This window comes from Achromobacter sp. ES-001, assembly GCF_019448355.1.
GTDB classification, from domain to species: domain Bacteria; phylum Pseudomonadota; class Gammaproteobacteria; order Burkholderiales; family Burkholderiaceae_B; genus Achromobacter; species Achromobacter spanius_B.
Window position 1 is genome coordinate 1,252,841 of sequence record NZ_CP079940.1, and the last position, 20,237, is coordinate 1,273,077.

Below are 20,237 nucleotides of genomic sequence, written 5' to 3' on the forward strand. Positions count from 1 at the left end.
TAGAAAAGCGGCAATCAGTGCACGCGGAGCGAAAGACGGCTTGGGGCGCGGCAGGCGGCGGGATCATTCACCGCCTGGCCGCGCGTTTCCCTACTTACTTGGCGCTTTTCCAGGCGTTCCAGAAGTACGGCCACGGAGCGGGCTGCGTGCCTTGCAACGACGGCGAGCGCGCGGCCTGGGCGTTGAAGTCGCCCACCTTCACGAAGGGGATTTCGTCATACACGGCCTGCTGCACGTCGGCCCAGCGCTTGATGCGTTCTTCCTGCGTGCGCGCCTGGTTGAAGGCGTCCATCACCTGCGCGCGGCGCGGCGTGTCCCACCAGCCGGGGGCGTCCTTGGACGGGAAATCGATCAGCGCGGGTTCGGGCAGGAACACGCTGTGGGTAATGAAGATGTCCCACACGGCGGGGTCCTGGCGGCGCTGCGTCAGCGTGGCCCAGTCCACCACCTGCATGTCCACCGTGAAGCCGGCGGCCTTCAGGTATTCCGCGGCCACCAGCGCCATCTTGTAATGGAATTCGTACTGCTGGCTGGTCAGGATGCGGATCTTCTTGTCGGCCACGTTGGCGCCGTCAAGCAGCTTCTTGGCGGCGGCGGCATCACCCTTGTTGTAGACCTTGCCGCCCAGCGACGTGGCCCACGGGTAGCCTTCCGGATACAGGTCGCCGTTCAGCTTGTAGAAGTCCTTGTTGCCGAAGGCGGCGAACAGCATGTCTTCTTCATTCAGCGCCAGCTGCACGGCCTGGCGCACCGCCAGGTTGGACATGATGCCTTGCTTGGTGTTGAGCACCAGGCGCGGCCAGCCGAAAGGCTTGAGCATCACCGGGTCGGAACGGCCACCCTTGAGCTTGGCCAGCGCTTCCACCGGCAACGAGTCGACGTAGTCGAACTGGCCGGCGGCGGCGGCTTCGGAACGCGTGTTGGCGTTGCTGACCGGCACAAAGCGGATTTCGTCCAGGTACTGCTTGCGCGCGCCGCCGTAGCCGTCGGGCTCGCCGTCGCGTTGCTTGTAGCCGTCAAAGCGCACCAACTGGATGTACTGGTCGGGCACGCGGGCCTTCAACTGGTACGGACCCGTGCCGACGATTTCGGTCAGCACCGGCGCAATCTTGCCCTTGGGCATGATGACGGCGGCGGCGTTGTTCATGGCCAGCAGCGCGGTCAGCGGCGCGTAGGGCTGCTTGAGCGTGATGCGGATGGTGTTGGCGTCGGGCGCCTCGATGCTGCTGATGACGTTGGCCGCGCCCTTGCCGCGCGTGGCGGTTTCGGTCCAGCGCTTCAAGGACGCCAGCACGTCGGACGAGTCCATCTTCGAGCCGTCATGGAACGTGATGCCCTGGCGCAGCGCAATCGTGTAGACCAGGCCGTCGGGCGTGACGTCGGGCATCTTCTCCGCCAACAGCGGGGTCAGGTTCCACTTGGCGTCGAAGGTGTAGAGCGTTTCGAAGAAATGCTGCGTCAGGATGCCGACCAGATCCGCCGTGCTGGTCATCGGGTCCAGCGTGGGCGGTTCACCGATGGTGGCGACGGAAATCGTGCCCCCCTTGACCGGCGTGGCACTCAGGGCGGGGGAGGTCATTGCGGTCAAGCCAATTGCGCCGGCCGCGAGCAGGCTGGTCAGCCCACTGCCTCGCCGGGAGGGTCGGAAGTTCATGATTCTCTCTCCAGAGGGTCAAAAACAAACAGGTTGTCGCGTGTGATCGGATTCGCGCCGGGATCCCGGTCGTCGTGCAGCAGCCCCCTTGGGCCAGGCGCTTGCGGCGGGCTAGGGGGCGTTCAGAAGAAGGTTTCGGCTACGTCGGTGACGCGGTACTGCTCGTCCACCAACAACACCTGGCGCCACTTGTCGAACGTCAGGCAGGGGTGGGAAATGTCGAAGGCGATCATGTCGCCGACCTGGATGTCGTCGCCGTCGGCGATCTGCATGAAGGCATGCTGGTCCATCATGGCGGTCAGCTTCCACGCCTGGGGCGCGGCGCTGGGGGCGTTTTGGCCCGGCGTGGCGTCGCCCGGCGAGGCGTCGCCCGGCGTGGCGTCGCCCGGCGTGGCGTCGCTCGGCCTGACGCGGCCCGGCCGATAATGCAGCGCGGGCGTGGGCAGGCCGGCGTCGAAAGCGGCATCGCGCTTGCCCAGCGCAATGATGGCGCGGCCTGGTTCGGGCAGCGACTGCACATAGGCCCAGACTTGCAAGGCGGGCAGCAGGCCCGGTTCCATTTTTTGCGCGACGGGGTTGTGGGCGTTGATGCGTTCAGCGGCGGACCGGTAGACGCCCACGTCGTGCGACAAATAGCAGCCGGGGCGCAGGATCACTTCCAGCGGCGCGCCAATATCCAGCTGCGAGAATTCTTCGGCCACCACATCGAACCAGGCCGAGCCCGCGCCGGAAATAATGGCGGGGCCGTTCTTGCGCAGACGGCCGGCCGTGGCCAGTCCGCGCAGCGCGTCGGTGGCGCGGCGCAGGAACGCGCGGATCGCGCCTTCTTCCTGCAACACGCCTTCATAGACTTCAATGCCCGCCAGCGCCAGGCTGGGCCAACGGCCAATTTCGTCGATCACCGCTTGCAACTGCGCATCATCGCGCACGCCGGTGCGTCCGCCCGTGGGACCAAGCTCGATCAGCACAGGCAAAGTCAGGCTCTGTTCGGCAAAGAACTGGCCTAGCTGGGCGGCGTTGGCGGGGGAATCGACGATGCAGAAGTAGGTGAACGCCGGATCTTGCAACAGGCGCGCGATGATGGCCATGTTGGCGCGGCCCACCAATTGGTTGGCCATCAGCACGCGGCGGATGCCGTGCTGGTACGCGGCCAGCACCTGCGGCGCGGTCGCCAGCGTGATGCCCCATGCGCCGTTGTCGATCTGGCGCTTGAACAGCGCCGGGCTCATGGTGGTCTTGCCGTGGGGCGCCAGCTTGACGTGGTACGCCTCCATGAACTGCTGCATCCATTGCAGGTTGTGGCGCACGCGCGCTTCGTACAACACGGCCACGGGCAGGCTGACGTCTTCGTCCAGCAGGTTCCAGTTCAGGGCGGCCACACCGGCCGTCGTACAGGACTCGGGGAACGCGCCCAGGCCTTTGCCGTTCACATCCAACAGGGCTGCGGGGGAAGAGGAATGGATCATGGCGGCGCGCTCGTTATGGAAAATATTTACGTGGAAATGCTTTTTTTTCATTATCGTGAAAGAAATTTACAAAGGCAGCTAGGACTTACCCGTACGGTGCCGGCCGGCCGAGTTGGCGCGACAATAGGAAATTCGCGAAAAAAACGCGCTCCATGAAGGAATAGCCATGTTGAAAGTTGCCTTGGGCCAGTTCGCCGTCAGCCGTGTCTGGGAAGAGAACGCGCAGGTCTGCATCGACCTGATGGAGCGGGCCAGCGCGGGCGGCGCCGGTCTGCTGGTCTTGCCCGAAGGCATCCTGGCGCGCGACATCACCGACCCGCAAATCGTGCTGAAAGCCGCGCAGTCGCTGGATGGCCCGTTCATGACGCGCCTGCTGGAGGCCAGCCGGGGCTCGTCGCTGGCGACCATGATGTGCGTGCACGTGCCGACCGGCGAAGGCCGGGTCTGGAACACGCTGGTCACGGTGCAGGACGGGCGCATCGTGTCGCAATACCGCAAGCTGCACCTGTACGACGCCTTCACGATGAAGGAATCCACCAACGTCACGCCGGGCACCGAGATCCCCCCGTTGCTGGACATCGCCGGCCTGCGCGTCGGCCTGATGACCTGCTATGACGTGCGCTTTCCCGAACTGGCGCGCCGCTTGGCGCTGGATGGCGCCGACCTCCTGGTGCTACCCGCCGCCTGGGTGCGCGGGCCGCTCAAGGAAATGCACTGGGAGGTGCTGGTCACGGCCCGTGCGCTGGAGAACACCTGCTACGTGGCGGCCACGGGCGAATGCGGCGAACGCAATATTGGGTGCAGCATGGTGGTGGACCCGCTGGGCGTGGTGACGGCGCGCGCGGGCGAAGCGCCGGCGCTGGTGTTTGCCGACATCGACCCCGAGCGCCTGGCGCATGCCCGCAAGGTGCTGCCGGTGCTGGCCAACCGCCGCTTCGGCCCGCCCGAACTGGCCTAGGCGCCCCGGGGCCAGACGGTCCAATGTGTGGTCCGGCGTGCGCTCCGGGGGCGCCCGGAAAGGGCGCGGCGGTCATGGTGTAATGCTGACTTGATCTTCTTGCCGTCTTCCCCCATCTGCTGCCAATGAGCAACGATCTCTTCGCGGCCGATCCTGCGCATCGGCCCTATGTGCCCCTGGCCGAGCGCCTGCGCCCGCGCACGTTGTCCGACGTGGTCGGGCAGTCGCACCTGCTGGGGCCCGACAAGCCCCTGCGCGTGGCCTTTGAATCCGGTCGCCCGCATTCCATGATTTTCTGGGGGCCGCCCGGCGTGGGTAAGACCACGCTGGCGCGCCTGATGGCCGACGGTTTCGACGCGCAATTCATCGCCATTTCGGCGGTGCTGGGCGGCGTCAAGGACATTCGCGAAGCGGTCACGGTGGCGCAAGTGGCGCAAGGCCAGGGCCGCCGCACCATCCTCTTTGTTGACGAGGTGCACCGCTTCAACAAGGCCCAGCAGGACGCCTTCTTGCCCTATGTGGAAAGCGGGCTGTTCACCTTCATCGGCGCTACAACCGAAAACCCCTCGTTCGAAGTCAATTCGGCGCTGTTGTCCCGTGCCCGGGTGTACGTGCTGCAATCGCTGTCGCCCGAGGAATTGCAGCAGCTGGTCGACCGCGCCGTGCACGCGCTGAACGAAGGGCTGGACGACGGCGACGCCGCCATCCGCATCGAACCCGACGCGCGCGAGCAACTGGCCGCCTGGGCCGACGGCGATGCGCGACGGCTGATCAGCGCGGTGGAAGTGGTGGCGGAATCGGCGCAGTCGGCAGGTCGCGACACGGTGGACGCCGCCTGGCTGGAAATATCCCTGTCGCAAAACCTGCGCCGTTTCGACAAGGGTGGCGACGCGTTCTACGACCAGATCAGCGCCTTGCACAAGTCGGTGCGCGGCTCAAATCCCGATGCCGCGCTGTATTGGTTCTGCCGCATGATCGACGGCGGCGCCGATCCCAAATACCTGTCGCGGCGCCTGGTTCGCATGGCGGTCGAGGACATCGGCCTGGCCGACCCGCGCGCCACCGACCTGGCCGTGAACGGCGCCGACATCTACGAACGCCTGGGCTCGCCCGAGGGCGAGCTGGCGCTGGCGCAAGCCGTGGTCTACATGGCCTGCGCGGCCAAATCCAACGCCGTCTACAACGCCTACAACCAGGCGCGCCAATTCGCGGCGGAACACGGCAGCGCGCCGGTGCCGATCCACCTGCGCAACGCGCCGACCAAGCTGATGAAGCAACTGGGCCATGGCAAGGCCTATCGCTATGCCCACGACGAGCCACACGGCTACGCCGCGGGCGAACAATATTTCCCTGACGGACTCAAGCCTTCCTTCTACCGGCCGACCGATCGCGGCCTGGAGGCTAAAATCCAGCAAAAGTTGGCATTTCTGCGCGAGCTGGACGCGCAGGAACGCGCCAAGAACCGGTAACGGGCCCCGGCCCGCCGCCTTCACCCAACCTCAACCGACATCAACATGCTAGACCCGATACTGCTGCGCAAAGACCTGCAAACCGTCGTCGACCGCCTCAAGAGCCGTGGCGTGTCCTTCGACACGGAACGGTTCAACGACCTGGAGTCCCGCCGCAAGGCCGTCCAGACCGAAACCGAGTCCCTGCAAGCCCGCCGCAACGCGCTGGCCAAGCAGATCGGTCAGTTGAAGGCCAAGGGCGAAGACGCCAGCGCCGTCATGGCCGAATCGCAGGCCGTGCCCGTTCGCCTGAAGCAGCTGGAAGAAGAGCTGGCGGCCTTGCAGGCCCCGCTGAACGACCTGCTGATGTCGGTGCCCAACCTGCCGCACGCCAGCGTGCCGCTGGGCGAATCCGCCGACGACAACGTCGAAGTGCGCCGTTGGCTGCCCGGCGCCGCCGGTGCGGACGGCAACCCGCCCGCCCTGGCGTTCGAAGCGCGCGACCACGTCGCCATTGGCGAGCCGCTGGGCCTGGATTTCGACATGGCCGCCAAGCTGTCGGGCGCGCGCTTCTCGTTCATGCGCGGCCCCATTGCGCGCCTGCACCGCGCGCTGTCCCAGTTCATGCTGGACCTGCAAACGGGCACGCACGGCTACACCGAGTGCTATACGCCTTACATCGTCAACGCCTCCACCTTGTACGGCACGGGCCAGCTGCCCAAGTTCAAGGACGACATGTTCGCCGTGTCCAAGGGCGGTGGCGATGACGACCCCAAGGTCGATGCCGCCGGCAACCCCTATGTGCGTGAAGACCAATACCTGATCTCCACGTCGGAAATCACGCTGACCAGCGTCGCGCGCGACACCATCCAGGCCGCCGCCGACCTGCCTTTGAAGCTGACGGCGCACACGCCTTGCTTCCGTTCGGAAGCCGGCAGCGGCGGCCGCGACACGCGCGGCATGATCCGCCAGCATCAGTTCGACAAGGTTGAAATGGTGCAGATCACGCAGCCGGATCAATCGTACGAAGCGCTGGAAGACATGGTTGGCCACGCCGAACGCGTGCTGCAATTGCTGGGCCTGCCGTATCGCGTCATGCTGCTGTGCACGGGCGATATGGGTTTTGGTTCGGCCAAAACCTATGACCTGGAAGTGTGGTTGCCCGCGCAAAATACCTGGCGCGAGATTTCGTCGGTGTCCAATTGCGAAACGTTCCAGGCTCGCCGCATGCAGGCTCGTTTCCGCAATGCACAGGGCAAACCGGAATTCGTGCACACGCTTAATGGATCGGGCCTTGCCGTGGGCCGCGCGCTGGTGGCCGTGCTGGAAAACCATCAACAAGCCGACGGCAGCGTATTAATTCCGGAACCGCTGCAAGCTTATATGGGCGGTTTGACGGTACTGAAACCCTGATGCGCATTACGTCTATCGGCCATTTGGCGGATAAGAAAACGGAGCCTGGCGGCTCCGTTTTTTTTTATCATAGCGACACATTGCTGTCTTTTTTACTCATTATCATCACAGTGTGAGTGCATGAATTTGATGTGAGCAATTGTGTATTTCTAATATAAGGGCCGGATAGTTGCGGCACAATACACCCGCGTTCTTCACGCTTCATTCACTTATATAACAAGGAGTTGTCCATGACTTCAAGAATGATTGGAGATTTTCGTGTGAGATGCTCTGTCGCTCGCGAAGACGAGCAGGGCTACCGAGTGCAGATATGGACCCGCCGAGTCGGCGGAACCGCGCCGGAAAAATGCTGGACGGTACCCGGACAGGCGCCGTTTTCGGATTTGCACGAAGCAGAGCAGGAAAGCCGTCAGTTGTTCCAAGAAATCAATGGTGTGCGTTTTAACGGTGAGCCGGAGTTTGCCCATGCGTCCGCATAATGGTTGGTGGCGCGCGTCCAGTGCGCCGCGCAGATGGATTGATCTTGTACAGGAATCGCCGCGTTGGGTGGATGGAAAGCCCGCGCCGGTATCGCAAAAATCCGCCTTGGTGGCGGAAAAACCGCTACGAGCCCCCGCGGCTTAATAGGCATCCACCGGGACACCGGACATTGTCCCCACGGAAAAAAGGCCACTCATTTGAGTGGCCTTCGTATTTATCGGCGCCAATCTCCATGGCCCTTGCCATGGCCGTGCCCGTCACGATAATAGCCAGGGCCCGGACCGTAGTAGCGCGGGGGCGGACCGCCGCGCCAGTGGGGGCCGCCGCGGTAATAAACCGGGGCGGGGTAAACCACCGGGGGCGCCACGTAGACGGGAGGCGGACGGTAGTAAACCGGGGGCGGCGGGGCCACGTAAACGGGAGCGGGGGCAACGTATACCGGCGCGGGATACACCACACCCGGCACGCCGATGGAAATACCCACGTCCACTCGGGCCAAGGCCACGCTGGAGATCAGCAGACCTGCGGCACCCACACCAGCAATAAGCCACTTTTTCATGTTGCACCTGCCTGCTGCACGACACAGCAAAGTTATTTGACGCCCCTATTTTCGGGCTTTTCGGCCGCGTATTCGTAAGCGCCCCAAGCGCAATAGCGACAATCCGCAACCGTCCCCCGTCACAAGGCTCGGATCGTGCTGCGATGCGGGACTAGTGCTTCTGCTCTGGTAGGCCCAGATCTGAAATCGATTGAAATGAAGTGGAATGCGATGAAGTCACCGGGGGTCGTTACACCCGGTCACCATCCGCCGGGGGCGGCGTGGCGACATCGCTACAGCGTTTGGGTGCGCCGGTATTCCACGACCCAGACCCAGGGGTTGGCGGCCCAGGCATGCGAGCCATAGCGCTCACACCACATCAATGCAAACGCTGTTTGAAGAGGAACGCCGGGCAATAACGCCGACGCTTGGTAAATCGCTTCGGTGCCTTCGGCCCGGGCGTCGGCTTCGGTCAGGGTTTGCAGCCGTTGAATGCGCACGCCTACTACCAATGCGTGCGCAAACGGGTTGCCCGCTTCGTCGCTCAGGACGATGCTTTCACCGGATTTCCCAAAGGGGCATCTGACCCAGCTGGAAGTGCGGCGTAATTCGGTGGGGTTATCGCGATCAGGGCCCATTGCAACCCAGCGCCCGGCGTCGGCCGCGTCCGCGTACCAAGCCGTTGTGAGCTTGGTGGGCTGCGGTTTCAGGATGCGTCGGCTCTGCACTTTCGTGCCCGCCAGAACGGCTTGCTTGTGCGGCTCGCTGAATTGAAGTGACTGCCTTTTCATGCGCTCGCTGTTCTCCTATCTACCAACGTCCGCGGATTCCAAGTGCCGCAGCGTGACACATGCACCAGCTTATTCAGATCAGGATCACGCAGTATGACGTGTCGTGTTCGCGCTGTCAGGCAAGCTTTGTATTAGTGTTGTCTTTTTGTCTTGTGGCGTTGTTTGTATACTCGAGCAATGACTACTGACCTGCATAATCTCAAGCCCGGGTACTACTGGTACACCATGGCCAATGACCCGCTGGCCGTTATCCACATTCATGAAGACGGTGGCGCATCGCTCATGGGTTCGGACTATCGCATCGGCGCCGAAGGCGTTGCCGACATGGTCCGCCAAGGCGAACGCTTTTTCTGGATCGAACCGCCGCAAGTCTGAGCATTCAGGCTGATACGGCCGGCCCCTCGGGCCGGCCGCTTTCGTTTGTCCGGGAACATCCATGACCGACCTCTTGTTGAAGAACGTCCGCGTGTCGGCGGCCGAAACCGTCGACGTGCAAGTGCGCAACGGGCGCATCCTTCAGATCGGTACCGCCGTGCACTCGCCGGCCGACGTGCTGGTCGAGGAGGGCGGCGGCGCGTTGTTGTTGCCGGGCCTGATAGAAGGGCATACCCATCTGGACAAGACGACCTGGGATTCCCCCTGGTACGTCAACGAAGTTGGCCCGCTGCTGACCGACCGTATCGATAACGAACGCGCCTGGCGCGCCAGTTCGGGTCATGATGCCGCCAGCCATGCGCGCGCGCTGGCGCTGGCGTTTTTGCGTGAAGGCACCACCCGCATCCGCAGCCATGTCGATGTCGACACCGACGCGGGCCTGCGCCATCTGGACGGCGTGCATGCCACCCGCGACGAACTCGCGGGCCGCATTGAAATCCAGACCGTGGCATTTCCGCAGTCGGGCCTGCTGGTACGCCCCGGCACCGCGCAACTGCTGGATCAGGCGCTGGCGCAGGGGGCCGATGTGCTGGGTGGGCTGGACCCGTCCGCCATTGACCGCGACCCCGCCCAATCCCTGGATGTGCTGTTCGGCCTGGCCAACAAGCATGGCAAGCCGGTAGACATCCATTTGCACGAGCCCGGCGAGTTGGGCGCTTTTACGTTGGACCTGATCCTGGACCGCGTGCAGGCGCTGGGCATGCAGGGCAAGGTGGTGATCAGCCATGCGTTTTGCCTGGGGGGCGTGGACGCCAAGCGACTGGACGGCTTGCTGAAACGACTGGCCACGCTGGACGTTGCGCTGCTGACCACCGCGCCGCCATCGCGGCCCGTGCCGCCCGTGCGCGCTTGCCGTGAGGCGGGCGTCACGATCTTCGGCGGCAACGATGGCATTCGCGACACCTGGACGCCCTACGGCAGCCCCGACATGTTGGCGCGCGCCATGATGATCGGCCTGCGCAACGACCTGCGGCGCGACGACGAAGTGGACTGGGCGTTTGATTGCGTCAGCGGCGCCGCCGCCCGCGCCTGTGGTTTCGAGGGCTATGGCCTGACGCCGGGCGCGCGCGCCGACCTGGTGCTGGTCGACGCCAGCTGCGTGGCCGAAGCGGTCGTCACGCGCAAGCCGCGCCGCCTCGTCATATCCGGCGGCGTCATCGTGGCGCGTAACGGCCAGGACGCCATCGCCTAGCCGCGCGTCAGGCCCAGCTGCGTTTCAGTCAACGCCGCGAAGGCCCGCATCAACTCCGACCGCACGCCGGCGCGCTGCCAGATCGCACCCACCGTGCGCATGGGGCAGGGCGCGGGCAGGGGCCAGCGCTTGACCCGCGCCACGGGCTCGCCCATCACCGCCCAATCAGGCAGCACCGCCACGCCCAGGCCCTCGGCCACCAGCTTGGCGATGGAGTCGATACCATCCAGTTCGAACCGTACATGCGGCCGCAAATTGCGCGCGCGCAGGTAATCGTCGGCCATCTTGCCGCCCACCACGCTGCGGTCATAGCAGATGTACGGTTCGCGCGCGATCACCGCAAGCGGGTCGCGCACCTTCATGCCGGCGGGCGTCACCAGCACCAGCGGTTCGTGCCGCAGGTCGCGCCATTCGCAGGTCTTGGGCAGGGAGAACAGCGGGTGCACCAGCAGCGCGCCATCGAGTTCGCCGGACAGTACCTTGCTGTAAAGCAGCGTGGTGGGCGCGGGCTCTATGTAGATCTCGATATGCGGGTGGCGCGCCACCCAGGTCCGCAGCACGGGCGGCATGATGCCGGTTAGCGCGGTGGGCGTGGCGCCCAGCCGCAAGGGGCCGGCGGGCAGCTCGGTGTCGCTGGCCGCCGAACGCAGGTCGCGCACGTCGCGCAGGATATGGCGGGCGCGCTCAAGAATGCGCAGGCCGGCGGGCGTGGGCTTGACGGTGCGGCCCGAGCGGGCAATCAGCGCGCTGCCAACATCCCCTTCCAGCGCGCGCAAGCGCTGCTGCACGGTGGCCGGCGTCAGGCCTTGATGGCGCGCGGCCTGCGCGATGGAGCCTAGTTCCACCACATGCACATAGGTTTGTAGAAAGCGCGAGTCCACGGCGATTGCGCCCCTTTTGAAAGATGGTTTTTCCGTATTCTAAAGATGGATGAAGATAATTGTTGTTTTCTTTGACGGCGGCAAGAATACGTTCAACCCCAGCCGCCCGCGCGCATCAGGCCACGGCGCGGCATGTTGGAAACCCGCCATCAAGGAGCTTGCCGTGCCCATTATTGAATCCATCGACGTTTGCGCCGCCGCCGTGCCGCTGGACAAAGTCACGTCGTTTTCAAACCGCAGCGTATCCACCCGCCACTACGGCCTGGTCAAGGTTCGTTCCGCCGACGGCGTCGAGGGCATCGGCTTTTGCTATGTGGGCAGCGCCGGCGGCGCCATCTTCGAAGCGGCCGTGCAAAGCCTGTTGGCGCCCGTGCTGCTGGGCCGCGATTCGCATGCCGTTGAAGGCCTGTGGCAGGCCATGTACCAAGAGGCGCTGCTGCAAGGCCGCCAGGGCACGGTGATGCGCGCGTTGAGTGCACTGGACATCGCGCTGTGGGACTTGAACGCCAAGACGGCCGGGTTGCCGCTGCACAAATTCCTGGGCGCCGTTGAACTGGAGACGGTGCCGGCCTACGCCAGCGGCGGCTATTACCTGGACGGCAAGACGCCGCAGCATCTGGGCGAAGAAATGGCCAGCTATGCGGACAAGGGCTTTCGCGCCGTCAAGATGAAAACGGGCCGCCTGTCGCCGCGCGAAGAAGAGGCGCGCCTGAAGGCGGCGCGCGAGGCGGTTGGCCCGGACGTCGAACTGATGATGGATTGCAATAACGCCTGGCAGGACGTGACGCAGGCCATGCAGTACATCCGCCGCTTCGAGCAGTACGAACCGTATTTCATCGAAGAACCCTTTGGCCCCGACGATATCGACAGCCATGCCAAGCTGGCGCGGCTGACGCATCTGCCCATCGCCACGGCGGAAATCGGCTATGGCCGCTGGTACCACAAGGAACTGCTGGACAAGGGCGCGGCCGGCATCCTGCAAACCGATGCGGCCGTCTGCGGCGGCATCACCGAATGGAAGCGCATTGCCGCCACCGCCGCCAGCTACGGCGTCGTGGTGTGCCCGCATTGGTTCCACGACGTGCACGCGCCGCTGGTGGCGGCCACGCCTAACGCGCGCTACGTGGAGTTCTTCTGGGACGATCAGGTGCTGAATTTCCGCAAACTGGTCGATCGGCAGTTAACCCACAAGCAAGGTCGCGTGGTGCTGCATCAGGAACCGGGCCTGGGTTTCGGGTTTGACGAGCGCATGGTGGAAAAATTTGGCAAGTGGGTCCGCGTCAGTCGCTAGGCGCCATCACAAGCAGGCGGCGCTTTTCCAATAAAAGCTGCCGGCCTTCGGGACCGGCGCAAGGAGACAAGAATGCAACGCAGGCAATTCATGACCGGCGCCGCGGCGCTGGGGGCGGCGCTCGTGCTGCCCGTGACGGCGCGAGCGCAGCAGGACATGCCGTCCGGCCCGGTGAAAATCGTGGTGGGTTTTCCGGCGGGCGGGGGCACCGATGTGCTGGCGCGCCTGTTGGGGCAAAAGCTGGGTGTGATGTGGAACATACCCGTCATCGTCGAGAACCGGGCGGGCGCGGCCGGCGTCATCGCCGCCGAACAGGTCGCGCGCCAGCCCAATGACGGCAACACCTTGTTGATGGCGCATGTGAACAGCCACGGTATCGCGCCCGGCCTGCATCCCAAGCTTGCCTATTCGGTGGACCGCGATTTCACGCCCATCGCGCTGGTCGGCAAAACGCCCACCATCCTGATCGGCGGCGCCTCGCAACCCGGCAAGACCTTGCCTGACCTGGTCAAGCTGTGCCGCGCGCAGCCGGGCAAGATTGTGTTCGGGTCCGCCGGCGCCGGCTCGGCCCAACACCTGGCGCTGGAGATCTTCAAGGCGCGTGCTGGCATCGACGTGCTGCACGTGCCCTACAAGGGATCGGCGCCGCTGATGAACGATCTGCTGGGCGGCCATGTGCAGTACTGCTTCGAAGGTATGACCACCGCCACGCCGCTGCTGCAATCGGGCAAGGTGATCGCGCTGGCGCAGACGCTGCAACAGCGTTCCAAGAGCCAGCCGGATGTGCCGACGGTGGCCGAACAGGGCTACCCCGGTTTCGAGGCCAGCATCTGGTTCGGCATGGTGGGGCCGAGCAAGATGCCGGACGCCATGGTCCGGCGCATGAATCGAGACATCGACCAGGTGCTGGCGATGGCGGACGTGCAGGAAAAGCTGGCGCAGGTCGGCGCGGAAGACGGTGGCGGCAGCGTGCAGCGCTTTGCCGATTTCATGGCGCAGGAACAGCGCAAGTACGCCAAGACGATCAAAGACGCGAAGATCGTGGTGGAAAGCTGACCCTGCCGGCGCGCCCCGGCATGCACCTGAGCCGGCGTCGCGCGTCAACCGGCGCGCGTTGCCCCGACCGGCTCTGACCCTTCCCATCCCGCCATCGCCGATATCGACCGCGCTTTTTCGCGCAGCAGCCGCGCGGTGCCGGAATCCAGGTCGTCGTCGATGGCGCCCACCGGCCCCATCAGCGTGATGGCGGCCGTCATTTCGCCCAGCATGTCGAAGATGGGCGCGGACAGCGACGTAAAGTGCGGCAGCAGCGCATGGCGGCAGCGGCTGATGTGGTGCTTTTGCACTTCGTCGCGTATGGCTTGCACGTCTTTCAGCGTGTAGGAATTGCCCGGCGCCCCGCCGTGGCTTTCCGGCACGGACGATGCCAGTTCCCGCTCCAGCAGGTCGCGCGTCAAGGCATCGGGCAGATGGGCCAGAAAATTGCGGCCCAGCGCGGATGACAGCAGCGGCATCACGGTGCCCACGCGCAATTCCAGCAAGGGCCGGCTGCGGCTGCCTTCCACGCGGTAGACGATGGTCGGCCCCTTGTTGCCCCACACGCCCAAAAACACGGTGTGCCCGGTGACGGCGGCCACTTCGGCCATGATCGGCCGCGCCGTGGTGAAGACGTCGAACTGTTCCAGCGCGGCCAGCCCCAGGCGCAGCGCGTAGGGCCCCAGGCCGTAGTGCCCCGTGTCCGCATGCTGCTGCACCACGCCCACCTTCTGAAAACTGACCAGGTAGTAGTGCACGTTCGGCACGGTCAGCTCACAGGCGTCCGCGATGTCCTTCAGAGGCAAGGGCCGGCCCGTCTTGCGGATCAGGTCCAGGATGCGAAAGCCCACTTCAATGGACTGGATGCCCCTGCGCGCCGCGGTCGGCGTCTTTTCCGTGTCCTTGTCTACCTTGCCGGCGGGCCTTGCCATCACTGCCTCCACTGTGTGTTTGGCGGCAGTGTAGCAGCGGCGTCCGGCCGCTTTCGACGGGTCCCCGCGGCCCGTTCCGGGTTTCCCCCAGCTTTGTCCGCCCGGGTTTTAAGTTTGATAATAGTTAATGCGTACAGCAGTATCAATCTAAAAACACAGGGGAAAGCAAGCATGGAAGCTAATGTGGCAATGGGGCGCGCGGCTGCGGCGCCGACGCTAAGTCGCAAAGAGGAACGCCAGGTGGTGGTGGCCTCGACCTTGGGCACGTTGTTCGAGTGGTATGACTTTTTCATCTACGGGACGCTGGCGGTTTTCATGAGCCAGGTGCTGTTCCCGCAGGACAATCCCACCGTTGCGCTGCTGGCCGCCTTGGGCGCGCTGGCGGTCGGCTTCATCATCCGGCCGCTGGGCGCGGTGATGTTCGGGTACCTGGGCGACAAGTGGGGCCGCAAGTACACCTTCCTGATCACGGTTGTGATGATGGGCGGGGCTACCGTGCTAATCGGCTGCCTGCCCACCTATGAATCGGCGGGCCACCTGTCCTGGATTCTGTTGCTGACGCTGCGCGTGGTGCAGGGCCTGGCGGTCGGCGGCGAGTACGGCGGCGCGGTGATCTACGTGGCCGAGCACTGCGAACCCAAGCGGCGCGGTCTGCTGACGGGCTGGATCCAGATCACCTCGTCGGCCGGCCTGATCCTGTCGCTGATCGTCATCCTGTGCACCCAGGCATCCATGAGCGCCGATGATTTCCGGCAGTGGGGATGGCGCCTGCCGTTCATCCTGTCGATCGTGATGCTGGCCATTTCGATCTACGTGCGCGCCAAGCTGCACGAATCGCCCGTGTTCACGCGGATGAAGCAGCAGAACCGCCTGTCGAAAAACCCCATCAAGGAAACGTTTGGCCAGTGGTCCAGCTTGCGCCTGGTGATCCTGGCGCTGATCGGCGTTACCGCCGGCCAGGGCGCCACGTATTTCACGGGCCAGTTCTACGTGATGATCTTCCTGCAACAGGCGGTGCAGCTGGACCAGACCAGCGTCTACACCCTGATCCTGATCGGCTTCATCATCGGCGCGCCGACCTTTGTGCTGTTCGGCTGGCTGTCCGACCGCATCGGCCGCAAGTGGATCATGATGGCGGGGCTGTTCATCGCCGCCCTGGGTTATCACTCGATGTTCGACGTGCTGCTCAAGGCCGGCAACCCGGCGCTGGCGCAAGCCATGCAAAGCACGCCGGTCCGCGTGCACGCCGACACCAGCGGCGGCGCGTGCGACTTCGGCTTGCAGGCCGCCATGATCGGCAGCCACGCCGATCACAAGAAGGTGTGCGTGCAGGCCAAGAAATTCCTGGTCGGCAAGGGCATCAACTTCGAATACGCCGCGCCGCTGCCGGGGCAGGAAATCGCGATGAGCGTAGGCGGCACCACCGTCAACGGCTTTGACCGCGCCGCCTACGCCCGCGCCCTGAGCACGGCGGGCTACCCCGATCGCGCCGACCCCGCGCGCGTGGACCGCGCCACCATCATCCTGATCCTGGTGCTGATGACCGCCGTGGTCGCCATGGTGTACGGTCCGGTCGCGTCGTACCTGGTGGAATTGTTCCCGGCCCGCATCCGCTACACCGCGCTATCCTTTCCGTATCACATCGGCGCCGGCATCTTCGGCGGCATCGTGCCCTTTACCGCCACCTATCTGGCCCAGGCCAGCGGCAATATCTTTGGCGGGTTGATGTACCCGGTTGTCGTGATGGTGGTAGTGGGCGTTATCGGCAGCCTGTTCCTGCCGAACACCCGCGCCCAAGCCATCGACGAAGACCCCATCCACTAAAAAAGCGAGGAGAAACATGTCCGTGCAAGCGAGTTTCAAGGCCGCCGTGATCCAGGCCGCGTCCATCCCCACCGACAGCGTTGCCTGCGCCAACAAGGCGGCTTCGCTGATCCGGCAGGCGGCCGAGCAGGGCGCGCGGGTGCTGGTGTTTCCCGAAGCCTTTCTGGGCGGCTATCCCAAGGGCAATTCCTTTGGCGCGCCCATCGGCATGCGCAAGCCCAAAGGCCGCGACGCGTTCGCCAGCTACCACCGGCAGGCCATCGCGCTGGATGGCGAGGAAGTGGCCATCGTGGCGCAGGCCGCGGCCGACACGGACAGCTTCGTGGTGATGGGCTGCATCGAAGCGGACGGCGGCACGCTGTATTGCACCGTGCTGTATTTCAACGGCGCCAAGGGCCTGGTCGGCAAGCATCGCAAGCTGATGCCCACGGCCGGAGAACGGCTGATCTGGGGCTTTGGCGATGGCTCGACCATGCCTGTTTTCGACACGCCTTACGGCAAGATCGGCGCTGTGATCTGCTGGGAAAACTACATGCCCATGCTGCGCATGTACATGTACAGCCAGGGCGTGGCGCTGTATTGCGCGCCCACGGCCGATGACCGCGACAGCTGGATTCCCAGCATGCGCCACATCGCGCTGGAAGGCCGCTGCTACGTGTTGACGGCGTGCCAGCACTTGCGCCGCCAAGCCTACCCGGAAGACTTCGAATGCGCGCTGGGCGATGCGCCCGACACCGTGTTGATGCGCGGCGGCAGCGCTATCATCGACCCCCTTGGTGAAGTGCTGGCGGGGCCGGATTTCGCGGACGAGACCATCCTGTACGCCGACATCAACCCCAACCAGATCCTGCGCGGCAAGTACGACTTCGATGTGGCCGGCCATTACGCTCGCCCCGACGTGTTCCAGTTGCAGGTCGACACCCGAGAAAAGCGGGCCGTCTCAGCGCTTGGCGCGGGCGGCCAGGAGCCCTAAGCCATGCATTTTGATTTCAGCGCGCTGCCTTCGCAGACGGTCTATAAGCTGCTGACCTCGACCGTCACCCCCCGGCCGATCGCGTGGGTCACCACGATATCGGCCGACGGGTGCGTCAACGCCGCGCCGTTCAGCTTCTTCAACGTCATGGGGCACCAGCCGCCCACCGTCGCCATCGGCCTGATGCGCCGCGCCAACGGCGACTTGAAGGACACCAGCGCCAACATCATCGAAAACGGCGAGTTCGTGGTGAACCTGGTGCCCGAAGCGCTGATGCAGCAGATGAACCAGACCTGCGCCGACTACCCTCCTGGCGTGGACGAACTGGCCAAGGCCGGGCTGACCGCGCTGCCCGCCGCGCATGTTCGTCCACCGCTTATTCAGGGCAGCCCGGTGTCGCTGGAATGCGTCAGCCAGGCCTCGATCGTGACCGGCCCGCACCAGGTCGTTGTCATCGGCCGCGTGCTGGGCGCGCATGTGGACGACGCCTTTGTGCAGGACGCCGAGCGCGGCTATGTGAACACGACCGAGATGGGGCTGGTGGCGCGCATGCACGGCAGCGGCTGGTACGCCCGCAGCACGGACCTGTTCCAGCTGGCGCGGCCCACCGTGACGGATTGACGCAACAAGGCGGCCATTACGGCCGCATCATTTTTCAGCGGCCGCGCATCGTGCATCGGCCGCTTTTTTTTCGCCCTCGGCGGCGGGCGGGCGGTTACGCAAACGCGCGAGCTTGTGGCAAAAAGTTCTCCATTTCGCCCGATGCCGCCCAAATCCGGGCTGCTAGCATTTCCCGGACCGTCAAGAGAATCCTCGAATCCGACTTCTCCGGCGGCATTTACCTGACACAACGAACACCAATATTTTTGGGGGCGGATCATCCAGGGGCTTGCGGGCGTCTGGCTTGCGACGGCGGCGGCATAGTCCGGCGCCATGCAGCTGCCAAAACCCGCATTCACGCGCCTGGGTGGATGCTGGAGGCAGTATGAAAAACATGAAGCTTGGAACCCGTCTTGCGGGTGGCTTTTCCGTCTTGCTGGCGATGATTATCGTCATGTGCATCGTGGGGTTGGTCAGTCTGGCCAACATCAACGAATCGGTCGAAACCGTGACGCAGCGCTCGCTCATCAAGGAACGCCTGATCAGCGACTGGGGCCGCAATATCCAGACCGGCGTGACGCGCACCACCGCCATCGCCAAAAGCGCCGACGCCAGCCTGGCCGGTTTCTTCACGGAAGAGGCGGCCGCGTCCACCCGTAATTCGTCGGCGCTGCAACAAAAGATCGAACCGCTGATCGAGACCGACGAGGAAAAACGCCTGTGGGAAGGCATCCGCAAGTCTCGCGGCGACTACCTGCGCACGCGCGACGCCATCTTCAAAGCCAAGCAGGACGGCGACGTCGAGGCGGCCAACCGCGTCTTCACGCAGGAATTCCTGCCGGCCACGCGCCAGTTCATCGACCAGATCAACAAGCTGTCGGACCTGCAACGCGCCGAGATCGATGCCAGTGCGGCCGACATCCAAAGCGCCTACGGCGCCGCCAACTTGTGGATGATCGTGATCGGCTCGATTGCGCTGGTTACGGGCCTGGTACTGGCCGTGTTGCTGACGCGCGGCATCACTCGCCCACTGGCCGACGCCGTGCGCGTGGCGCGCACCGTTGCCGCCAATGACCTGACCAGCACGATCACCGTGCGTTCGCGCGACGAGATCGGCCAGCTGATGCAGGCGCTGGAATCCATGAACGCCAACCTGGCCGGCACGGTTGCCAGCATCCGCACCGGCGTGGACAGCATGGCGTCCGCGTCGGGCGAAATCGCGGCGGGCAACACCGACCTGTCGTCCCGCACCGAACAGCAGGCGGCATCGCTGGAGGAAACGGCGGCCTCGATGGAGCAACTGTCTTCCACCGTGAAGCAGAACGCCGACAGCGCCCGCCAGGCCAACCAACTGGCTGCGGCCGCCTCCGACACGGCCTCGCGCGGTGGCGCGACGGTGTCCGAGGTCGTCAGCACGATGAACGCCATTTCGTCCAGCTCGGTCAAGATCGCCGACATCGTGTCCGTCATCGACGGCATCGCGTTCCAGACGAACATCCTGGCGCTGAACGCGGCAGTGGAAGCCGCGCGCGCGGGCGAGCAGGGCAAGGGCTTCGCGGTGGTCGCAGCGGAAGTTCGCACGCTTGCGCAACGCAGCGCGCAAGCAGCCAAGGAGATCAAGACGCTGATCGAAGACACCGTCCAAAAGATCAGCCAAGGCTCGATCAGCGCCGAACGCGCCGGCACTACCATGCAGGAAATCGTCAGCTCGGTGCAGCGCGTGACCGACATCATGGGCGAAATCGCGGCGGCCTCCGCCGAACAGGCCGACGGCATCGAACAGGTGAACCGCGCGGTATCGCAAATGGACGAAGTCACGCAGCAAAACGCAGCACTGGTAGAAGAAGCCGCCGCGGCCGCCGGGTCGATGCAGGACCAGGCAGCGGAGCTGACCCGGGCAGTCAGTGCGTTCAAGTTGCCGGGGGTTGTCGCGGTAGCGCATGCCTCGCCGCGCGTCGCGATCGGCCACGCATTGGCCCGCGCAGGGTAGGGCGGGGTAGGGCACGGCACGGCGGGGTCACCTGACTCTTCAGCCGTCTGCCCGCCGCACAAAGAAAAAAGCCCCTGATTTCTCAGGGGCTTCGTTCTTGAATACTGGCGGAGAGGGTGGGATTCGAACCCACGGTACGGGGATACCGTACGCCTGATTTCGAGTCAGGTACATTCGACCACTCTGCCACCTCTCCGTGGCTGGGTTCCAAAACGGTGGTGCCTCTTGCTTTAAGGCTAAGACCTTTAAGGCTTAGACCTTTAAGACCCCAGACTTCAAGTTCTTAAAAGAGGCTTCACTGAAAGATCCCTGGTCGGAAGGATCTTCGTTGTTGGA

The 20,237-nt window shown here is 64.4% G+C and carries 18 protein-coding genes and 1 tRNA gene; 12 read left to right on the forward strand and 7 right to left on the reverse strand.

What is annotated here, in order from left to right:
- Positions 1–94: 94 nt before the first annotated feature.
- Both KYT87_RS05605 and KYT87_RS05610 read right to left on the reverse strand, forming a co-directional pair.
- Positions 95–1,654: an ABC transporter substrate-binding protein gene (locus tag KYT87_RS05605; RefSeq protein WP_219991807.1), complete on the reverse strand. Its 1,560-nt coding sequence runs from the start codon at positions 1,652–1,654 to the stop codon at positions 95–97.
- A gap of 122 nt (positions 1,655–1,776) precedes the next feature.
- Positions 1,777–3,120 (reverse strand): amino acid deaminase, encoded by a 1,344-nt coding sequence (locus KYT87_RS05610; protein ID WP_219991808.1) that lies wholly within the window; start codon positions 3,118–3,120, stop codon positions 1,777–1,779.
- Between the two features lie 166 nt (positions 3,121–3,286).
- Between KYT87_RS05610 and KYT87_RS05615 the strand changes: the two genes are divergently transcribed.
- The 4 genes from KYT87_RS05615 to KYT87_RS05630 all read left to right on the forward strand — a co-directional run bounded on the left by KYT87_RS05615 (position 3,287) and on the right by KYT87_RS05630 (position 7,418).
- On the forward strand, positions 3,287–4,078 hold the full coding sequence (locus KYT87_RS05615) for a deaminated glutathione amidase (RefSeq protein ID WP_219991809.1): 792 nt from the start codon (positions 3,287–3,289) through the stop codon (positions 4,076–4,078).
- Positions 4,079–4,203: 125 nt separating this feature from the next.
- Entirely contained in the window at positions 4,204–5,547 is a 1,344-nt protein-coding gene (locus tag KYT87_RS05620; protein WP_120154126.1) for a replication-associated recombination protein A, read from the forward strand.
- Between the two features lie 45 nt (positions 5,548–5,592).
- A complete protein-coding gene (gene serS, locus KYT87_RS05625; RefSeq protein ID WP_046803374.1) occupies positions 5,593–6,939 on the forward strand; it encodes a serine--tRNA ligase in 1,347 nt (448 codons plus the stop codon).
- Between the two features lie 230 nt (positions 6,940–7,169).
- Complete coding sequence (locus KYT87_RS05630; protein WP_082134366.1) at positions 7,170–7,418, forward strand: hypothetical protein; 249 nt, start codon at positions 7,170–7,172, stop codon at positions 7,416–7,418.
- Positions 7,419–7,633: 215 nt separating this feature from the next.
- Here KYT87_RS05630 and KYT87_RS05635 read toward each other — a convergent pair whose 3' ends face one another.
- Together KYT87_RS05635 and KYT87_RS05640 are read right to left on the reverse strand one after the other, a co-directional pair.
- The gene (locus KYT87_RS05635) at positions 7,634–7,978 is read right to left on the reverse strand and encodes a virulence factor (RefSeq protein WP_104143641.1); all 345 of its coding nucleotides are present in this window, start codon (positions 7,976–7,978) and stop codon (positions 7,634–7,636) included.
- A gap of 272 nt (positions 7,979–8,250) precedes the next feature.
- The gene (locus KYT87_RS05640; protein ID WP_046803373.1) at positions 8,251–8,748 is read right to left on the reverse strand and encodes a PmgT domain-containing protein; all 498 of its coding nucleotides are present in this window, start codon (positions 8,746–8,748) and stop codon (positions 8,251–8,253) included.
- A 177-nt stretch (positions 8,749–8,925) separates the two neighbouring features.
- Between KYT87_RS05640 and KYT87_RS05645 the strand changes: the two genes are divergently transcribed.
- Together KYT87_RS05645 and KYT87_RS05650 are read left to right on the forward strand one after the other, a co-directional pair.
- On the forward strand, positions 8,926–9,123 hold the full coding sequence (locus tag KYT87_RS05645) for a hypothetical protein (protein ID WP_082134365.1): 198 nt from the start codon (positions 8,926–8,928) through the stop codon (positions 9,121–9,123).
- Between the two features lie 61 nt (positions 9,124–9,184).
- Complete coding sequence (locus KYT87_RS05650; protein ID WP_219991810.1) at positions 9,185–10,375, forward strand: amidohydrolase family protein; 1,191 nt, start codon at positions 9,185–9,187, stop codon at positions 10,373–10,375.
- Here the strand turns inward: KYT87_RS05650 and KYT87_RS05655 are convergent.
- Positions 10,372–11,256, reverse strand: coding sequence for a LysR family transcriptional regulator (locus KYT87_RS05655; protein ID WP_219991811.1), 885 nt, complete (start codon positions 11,254–11,256; stop codon positions 10,372–10,374). The two genes, KYT87_RS05650 and KYT87_RS05655, sit on opposite strands and share 4 nt — an antisense overlap.
- Before the next feature lie 163 nt (positions 11,257–11,419).
- Between KYT87_RS05655 and KYT87_RS05660 the strand changes: the two genes are divergently transcribed.
- Together KYT87_RS05660 and KYT87_RS05665 are read left to right on the forward strand one after the other, a co-directional pair.
- Positions 11,420–12,547, forward strand: coding sequence for a mandelate racemase/muconate lactonizing enzyme family protein (locus KYT87_RS05660; RefSeq protein ID WP_219991812.1), 1,128 nt, complete (start codon positions 11,420–11,422; stop codon positions 12,545–12,547).
- Positions 12,548–12,619: 72 nt separating this feature from the next.
- Positions 12,620–13,603, forward strand: coding sequence for a tripartite tricarboxylate transporter substrate binding protein (locus KYT87_RS05665; RefSeq protein WP_219991813.1), 984 nt, complete (start codon positions 12,620–12,622; stop codon positions 13,601–13,603).
- Positions 13,604–13,647: 44 nt separating this feature from the next.
- On the opposite strand, the gene KYT87_RS05670 is transcribed toward KYT87_RS05665, so the two are convergent.
- Complete coding sequence (locus KYT87_RS05670; RefSeq protein WP_046803369.1) at positions 13,648–14,514, reverse strand: IclR family transcriptional regulator; 867 nt, start codon at positions 14,512–14,514, stop codon at positions 13,648–13,650.
- A 171-nt stretch (positions 14,515–14,685) separates the two neighbouring features.
- Between KYT87_RS05670 and KYT87_RS05675 the strand changes: the two genes are divergently transcribed.
- The 4 genes from KYT87_RS05675 to KYT87_RS05690 all read left to right on the forward strand — a co-directional run bounded on the left by KYT87_RS05675 (position 14,686) and on the right by KYT87_RS05690 (position 19,901).
- A complete protein-coding gene (locus KYT87_RS05675; RefSeq protein WP_219991814.1) occupies positions 14,686–16,338 on the forward strand; it encodes an MFS transporter in 1,653 nt (550 codons plus the stop codon).
- Positions 16,339–16,354: 16 nt separating this feature from the next.
- A complete protein-coding gene (locus tag KYT87_RS05680) occupies positions 16,355–17,311 on the forward strand; it encodes a carbon-nitrogen hydrolase family protein (RefSeq protein WP_219991815.1) in 957 nt (318 codons plus the stop codon).
- 3 nt (positions 17,312–17,314) lie between these two features.
- The gene (locus tag KYT87_RS05685) at positions 17,315–17,932 is read left to right on the forward strand and encodes a flavin reductase family protein (protein ID WP_219991816.1); all 618 of its coding nucleotides are present in this window, start codon (positions 17,315–17,317) and stop codon (positions 17,930–17,932) included.
- Between the two features lie 373 nt (positions 17,933–18,305).
- The gene (locus KYT87_RS05690) at positions 18,306–19,901 is read left to right on the forward strand and encodes a methyl-accepting chemotaxis protein (RefSeq protein WP_370638750.1); all 1,596 of its coding nucleotides are present in this window, start codon (positions 18,306–18,308) and stop codon (positions 19,899–19,901) included.
- 105 nt (positions 19,902–20,006) lie between these two features.
- On the opposite strand, the gene KYT87_RS05695 is transcribed toward KYT87_RS05690, so the two are convergent.
- A tRNA-Ser gene (locus tag KYT87_RS05695) sits at positions 20,007–20,097 on the reverse strand.
- Between the last annotated feature and the right edge of the window lie 140 nt (positions 20,098–20,237).